A 5,994-nucleotide genomic window follows, 5' to 3' on the forward strand; every position below is an offset into this window, starting at 1 on the left:
ATCGGGTTGAACTCATTAGTGCACTAACCATATCTACACGCTGCTTCCACAATTCAAGGAGGGGCCCATGTGCGGTCTGAGCGGCGAGATCAATTTCGACGGACGGCCGGCCGACGCCGGCGCCGTTCAACGCATGACGGATGCGCTCTCGCCAAGGGGACCGGACGGGTCCGGAATCGTGATGCGCGGCCCGGTGGGCATGGGGCATCGCCGGCTGAAGATCATCGACCTGTCGGAAAAGGCCCAGCAGCCGATGGTCGATTCCGACCTCGGCGTGACGCTGGCCTTCAACGGCTGCATCTACAACTACCCGGAACTGCGTGCGGAGCTTGAGGGGCTGGGGCACCGCTTCTTCTCGCACGGCGACACCGAGGTGATCATCAAGGCGTGGAAGGCCTGGGGCGAGGCCTGCGTCGACCGGTTCAAGGGCATGTTCGCCTTCGTCCTGCACGAGCGGGACTCGGGCCGGGTGGTCATCGCCCGCGACCGGTTCGGCATCAAGCCGCTGTACCTGGCCGAACAGGGCAAGCGGCTGCGCTTCGCCTCGAGCCTGCCCGCGCTGCTGGCGGCGGGCGAGGTCGATACGGCGATCGATCCGGTCGGTCTGCACCACTACATGACCTTCCACGCCGTCGTACCTCCGCCGCATACGATCCTGAAAGGCGTGAAGAAATTTCCGCCGGCGACGATCCGGGTGATCGAGCCGGACGGGACGTCGCGCGAGCGGGTCTACTGGCAGCCCGATATGACGCGACATGCCGAGGACGCGTCGCTGACCGCCGAGGACTGGCGCGACCGGGTGCTGGACAGCCTGCGCGTCGCCGTGAAGCGCCGGATGGTGGCCGACGTGCCGGTCGGGGTGCTGCTGTCGGGCGGGGTCGATTCCAGCCTGGTCGTCGGCCTGCTGGCCGAACTGGGCCAGACGGATCTGATGACCTTCTCGGTCGGCTTCGAGGCGGCCAATGGCGAGAAGGGCGACGAGTTCGTCTATTCGGACCTGATCGCCAAACACTACGGCACCAAGCACCATCAGATCTTCGTGCCGCACCAGCGGCTGATGGAGGCCCTGCCCGGAACCATCGGGGCGATGTCGGAGCCGATGGTCTCCTACGACAACGTCGGCTTCTACCTGCTGAGCCAGGAGGTCTCGAAACACATCAAGGTGGTGCAGTCGGGCCAGGGCGCCGACGAGGTCTTCGCCGGCTATCACTGGTACCCGCCGATGGTCGGCGCGGCCGATCCGGTCGACACCTATGCGAAGGCCTTCTTCGATCGCAGCCACGAGACGCTGAAGACCCAGCTGAACGGCGCCTATATGGCCGACACCGACGTCAGCCGGGCTCTGGTGGAGGCTCATTTCGCCCGGCCCGGCGCCGAGACGCCGGTCGACAAGGCGCTGCGGCTGGACAGCCAGGTGATGCTGGTCGACGACCCGGTCAAGCGGGTCGACAACATGACCATGGCCTGGGGTCTGGAGGCGCGGGTGCCCTTCCTCGACCACGAACTGGTCGAGCTGGCGGGCCGCATTCCACCCGAACACAAGCTGAGTCAGGGCGGAAAGGGGGTGCTGAAGGAGGCGGCGCGGCTGGTCGTCCCGTCGGAGGTCATCGACCGCAAGAAGGGCTATTTCCCGGTGCCGGCGCTGAAATACATCGAGGGGCCGTATCTGGAGATGGTGCGCGAGGCGCTGACCAATCAGGCGGCGCGCGATCGCGGCCTGTTCGACAGGGGCTATCTCGACACCCTGTTCGCCGATCCGACGGCGCACATCACGCCCCTGCAAGGATCGGAGCTGTGGCAGGTCGCCATCCTCGAGATGTGGATGCAGCAGCATGGCCTCTGACATCCGTCCCGCCCGCGCCACCGCGCACCGCTTGAAGCGCCTGCGCCACGAGGGGCTGAAGCCTCTCGTGCAGACGGGAGAGCACGCGCCCCGGCCCAACGCCGTGCTGGATTGCGGCTGGGGCCGGCTGCTGTTCGCCCAGACCTTCGAGACCGCGGAGCCGCTGGTCGAGACCCTGCGCGCCGAGGGGCCGGACCGGCGCGACATCGCCTTCTATGTGCGCAATCCGCATGTGCTGCTGGCCTCGGCCCCGCAGGAGGTGTTCCTCGATCCGTCGCACACCTACCGGCTGGACCTGTCGACCTATCGCGCCAGCCGGCGACAGCCGCGCGGCTTCACCGTGCGCCGGCTGACCTCGGAGGCCGACGCCGAGGCGGTCAACGAGATCTACGCCAAGCGCCGGATGGTGCAGGCGCCGGCGGACTTCCTATGGTCGCACCGGGACGACCGGACCCTGACCTATCTGGTGGCCGAGGACAGCGCGACCGGGGCGGTGATCGGCACGGTGACCGGGGTCAATCACGCCCGCGCCTTCGACGACCCGGAATGCGGCTCGTCGCTGTGGTGCCTGGCGGTCGATCCGCAGGCGACCCAGCCGGGGATCGGCGAGGCCCTGGTGCGCCGCCTGGCCGAGCATTTCGCCACCCAGGGGCTGGCCTACATGGATCTGTCGGTCATGCACGACAACCGCCAGGCCATCGCCCTGTACGAAAAGCTGGGCTTCCGGCGGGTGCATTTCTTCGGGGTGAAGCGCAAGAATCCGATCAACGAGGTGCTGTTCGTCGGCCCGACCGACGACCTCGACCTGAACCCCTATGCCCGGATCATCGTCGATGAGGCGCGGCGGCGCGGCATCCACACCGACATCATCGACGCCGAGGGCGGGCTGTTCCGGCTGAGCTGGGGCGGACGGTCGGTGCGCTGCCGCGAGAGCCTGTCGGAACTGACCAGCGCGGTGGCGCTGAGCATCTGCGACGACAAGCGGATGACCCGGCGGATCGTCGAGGCCGCCGGGGTGCGCGTGCCGCAGCGGATCCCCGCCGACGACCCGGCCGCCATCGAGGCGGCGCTGAAGCGATACGGGTCCCTCGTCGTCAAGCCGGCGCGCGGGGAACAGGGACAGGGCGTCGCCGTGGGCCTGACCAGCGTCGACGAGGTCGAGGCGGCCCTGGCCCGCGCCCGGCAGATCTGTTCCGAGGTGCTGGTCGAGGAGCAGGTGCAGGGGGAGGACCTGAGGCTGGTGGTCATCGACTACAAGGTGGTCGCCTGCGCCCTGAGGCGCCCTCCCCGCGTGTTCGGCGACGGCCGCTCGACCCTGCGCGCCCTGATCGAACACCAGAGCCGTCGCCGCGAGGCCGCCACCGGCGGGGAGTCCCGGATTCCCCTCGACGCGGAGACCGAGCGGGCCCTGGCCGAGGCCGGCTACGACCTGGACGACGTCGCGCCCGAGGGCGAGGAGGTGCTGGTGCGCAAGGCCGCCAACCTGCACCTGGGCGGCACCATCCACGATGTGACGGAGGAGGTGCACCCGGCCCTGATCCGCGCCGCCATCGCCGCGGCCCGCGCCATCGACATTCCGGTCACGGGGATCGATCTGATGGTGACCTCGCCGCGAGAGCCGGACTACGCCTTCATCGAGGCCAACGAACGCCCCGGCCTGGCCAATCACGAACCGCAGCCGACGGCCGAGCGTTTCATCGACCTGCTGTTCCCGCTGTCGGCGCCGGCGGCGGCGCGCATCGCGGGCCGTCCGGACGCGCCGGGCGTTTCATGAGTTCCAAGTCCGAAGGAGCGACCTTGTCCCGTCCCGCGATCGACCTCGACTATCTGAAGGCGCGTCTCGCCGAACTGCTGCACACGCCCAGCCCGACCGGCTATACCGATGAGGCCGTCTGGCTGCTGTGCCGGGAGCTGGAACGCCTTGGCCTGACCTATGAGCTGACCCGCCGGGGGGCGATCCGCGCGCGACTGCCGGGCCGGCAGCCGAAGCCGGCGCGCGCCATGGTCGCCCACGTCGACACCCTGGGCGCGCAGGTGAAATTCGTGAAGGACAACGGCCGGCTGGAGCTCGTGCCCATCGGCCACTGGTCGTCGCGTTTCGCCGAGGGGGCGCGGGCCACGATCTTCTCTGAAGGCGGGATGTACCGGGGCACCATCCTGCCCCTGAAGGCGTCGGGCCACACCTTCAACGAGGAGGTGGACACGCAGCCGGTCAGCTGGCGCCAAATCGAACTGCGCATCGATGCGGTGGTCCACAGCGCCGCGGACACGCGCGAGCTCGGCGTCGAGATCGGCGACATCATCGCCATCGATCCGCAGCCGGAGTTCATGGACTCCGGGTTCATCGTCTCGCGCCACCTGGACGACAAGGCCGGGGTGGCGACCATGCTCGCCGCACTGGAGTGCATGATCCGGGAGGAGCGGACGCCGACGGTCGACATTTGGTGGCTGTTCACCATCGCCGAGGAGGTCGGCCACGGCGCCTCGTCCGTGCTGGTCCCCGACGTCGCCTCGATGGTCACCGTCGACAACGGCGCCACCGCGCCCGGTCAGAACTCGTCGGAGTTCGGCGTCACCATCGCCATGGCCGACCAGACCGGGCCGTTCGACTGGCACCTGTCGCGCAAGCTGGTTCAGCTGGCCCGCGATCACGACATCCCGCACCAGAAGGACGTGTTCCGCTACTACCGCTCGGACTCCGCCTCGGCGCTGGAGGCCGGGGCCGACATCCGCACGGCGCTGGTGACCTTCGGCATCGACGCCAGCCACGGCTATGAGCGCATCCACCAGAGCGCCCTCGTCGACCTCGCCCGGCTGCTGATCGCCTATGCCGAGAGCGAGGTCGAGATCGAACGGGACCTGCGGCCCCTGAGCGGGATCAAGGGCTTCACGCACCAGCCGGTGGATGGCGGCGACCCGCCCCAGTGAGGACGGACCCAGGCCCGGGCCGGGCGTCCATCCCGGACGCACACCCTCGCACGCCTGCTTGCCAGCGGGGCCGATCGGCGACACCATCCGGGGCAATCAGGCGCGGCAGCGGCCCGGGGGGGCATATGGACACGACGCTCGGCCTTCCGGCCATCCGGACGATCACCCTTGCAACCCCGTTCGGCTGGCTGGCCGACGGCTGGCGGGATCTGCTGAAGGCGCCGGGACCGCTTCTGCTGTACGGCCTGGTCGTCGCGGTCGCCAGTTTCGCGCTCTGCTACGGCGTCTACGTCACCAACGGGACCTTCTGGGTCCTGACCCTGACGATCGGGTTCGTCATCATCGCCCCGATCCTCGCCATGGGCCCCTATGAGGCGGGCCGCCGGATCGACCGGGGAGAACGGCCCACCCTTGGTCAGGTCTTCTTCGTCCGCTCGGCCTTCCGGCAGGATGTCGCCTACCTCAGCCTGCTTCTGGTGCTGCTCTACTTCCTGTGGAGCCGTGTGGCGCAGATCGTCTACGGCCTGTCGACCTACCAGATTCACCGCGACGTGGATTCCCTGGTCGCCTTCGCCGTCGGAACGAGCGAGGGGCGCGCCATGCTCCTGACGGGATCGGTGATCGGCGGCGTCATCGCCTTCGTGACCTACGCCCTGGTGGTCGTGTCCGCGCCGATGCTGCTCAAACCGGAGTCCAATGTGTTCGCGGCGGTGGCGACCAGCGTCCGCGCCGTCAACGCCAACTTCTTTCCCCTGCTGCTCTGGGCGGTGATCATCACCCTGCTGCTGCTGCTTTCGGCGGCGACCGGTTTTCTCGCCCTTGTCGTGGTTTTCCCGTGGCTGGGCCTCGCCAGCTGGCGCGCCTACCGCAGTCTGACCGACGATCACTGACGGCCCGTCGGCGCTGGCATTCGGCGGCGGGGCCGGCTTTGGGCCAGTCTCTTGATTTCCAAGGGGAAGGTTCTGGCGGAGACGGAGGGATTCGAACCCTCGGTACCCCTTACAGGGTACGACGATTTAGCAAACCGTTGCCTTCAGCCACTCGGCCACGTCTCCGGCAGGCGGCGTGGATAGCGGAGCGCGCGGGCGGGCGCAACGGGTCCCGACAAAAGGCGGCTGAGGCAGACCACCGTTAACGCGACAGTGAGAGGCCCTGTGCAAGCTGGCGGCCAACCCTGCCCGTGCGAGTCCAGATTGACCGACGCCGCCAGCCGACTTTCGTTC

General features: G+C 68.5%; 4 protein-coding genes and 1 tRNA gene. 4 read left to right on the top strand and 1 reads right to left on the bottom strand.

Features of this window, described 5'->3' with window-relative positions:
- Positions 1–67: 67 nt before the first annotated feature.
- The 4 genes from RDU12_RS11430 (at position 68) to RDU12_RS11445 (ending at position 5,661) form a co-directional block, all read left to right on the top strand.
- A complete protein-coding gene (locus RDU12_RS11430) occupies positions 68–1,843 on the top strand; it encodes an N-acetylglutaminylglutamine amidotransferase (protein WP_300290443.1) in 1,776 nt (591 codons plus the stop codon).
- Positions 1,833–3,617: an N-acetylglutaminylglutamine synthetase gene (gene ngg / locus RDU12_RS11435; protein WP_300290445.1), complete on the top strand. Its 1,785-nt coding sequence runs from the start codon at positions 1,833–1,835 to the stop codon at positions 3,615–3,617. The genes RDU12_RS11430 and ngg overlap by 11 nt, the downstream gene beginning before the upstream one ends.
- Positions 3,618–3,640: 23 nt before the next feature.
- Positions 3,641–4,771 carry an osmoprotectant NAGGN system M42 family peptidase gene (locus RDU12_RS11440; protein WP_300290447.1) on the top strand — a complete coding sequence of 377 codons (1,131 nt, stop codon included), beginning with the start codon at positions 3,641–3,643 and terminating at the stop codon, positions 4,769–4,771.
- Positions 4,772–4,896: 125 nt separating this feature from the next.
- Complete coding sequence (locus RDU12_RS11445) at positions 4,897–5,661, top strand: DUF2189 domain-containing protein (protein WP_300290449.1); 765 nt, start codon at positions 4,897–4,899, stop codon at positions 5,659–5,661.
- Between the two features lie 73 nt (positions 5,662–5,734).
- Here the strand turns inward: RDU12_RS11445 and RDU12_RS11450 are convergent.
- Positions 5,735–5,826: transfer RNA gene (locus tag RDU12_RS11450), tRNA-Ser, on the bottom strand.
- Positions 5,827–5,994 lie beyond the last annotated feature (168 nt).

Source organism: Brevundimonas sp., from assembly GCF_031082345.1.
GTDB lineage: Bacteria > Pseudomonadota > Alphaproteobacteria > Caulobacterales > Caulobacteraceae > Brevundimonas.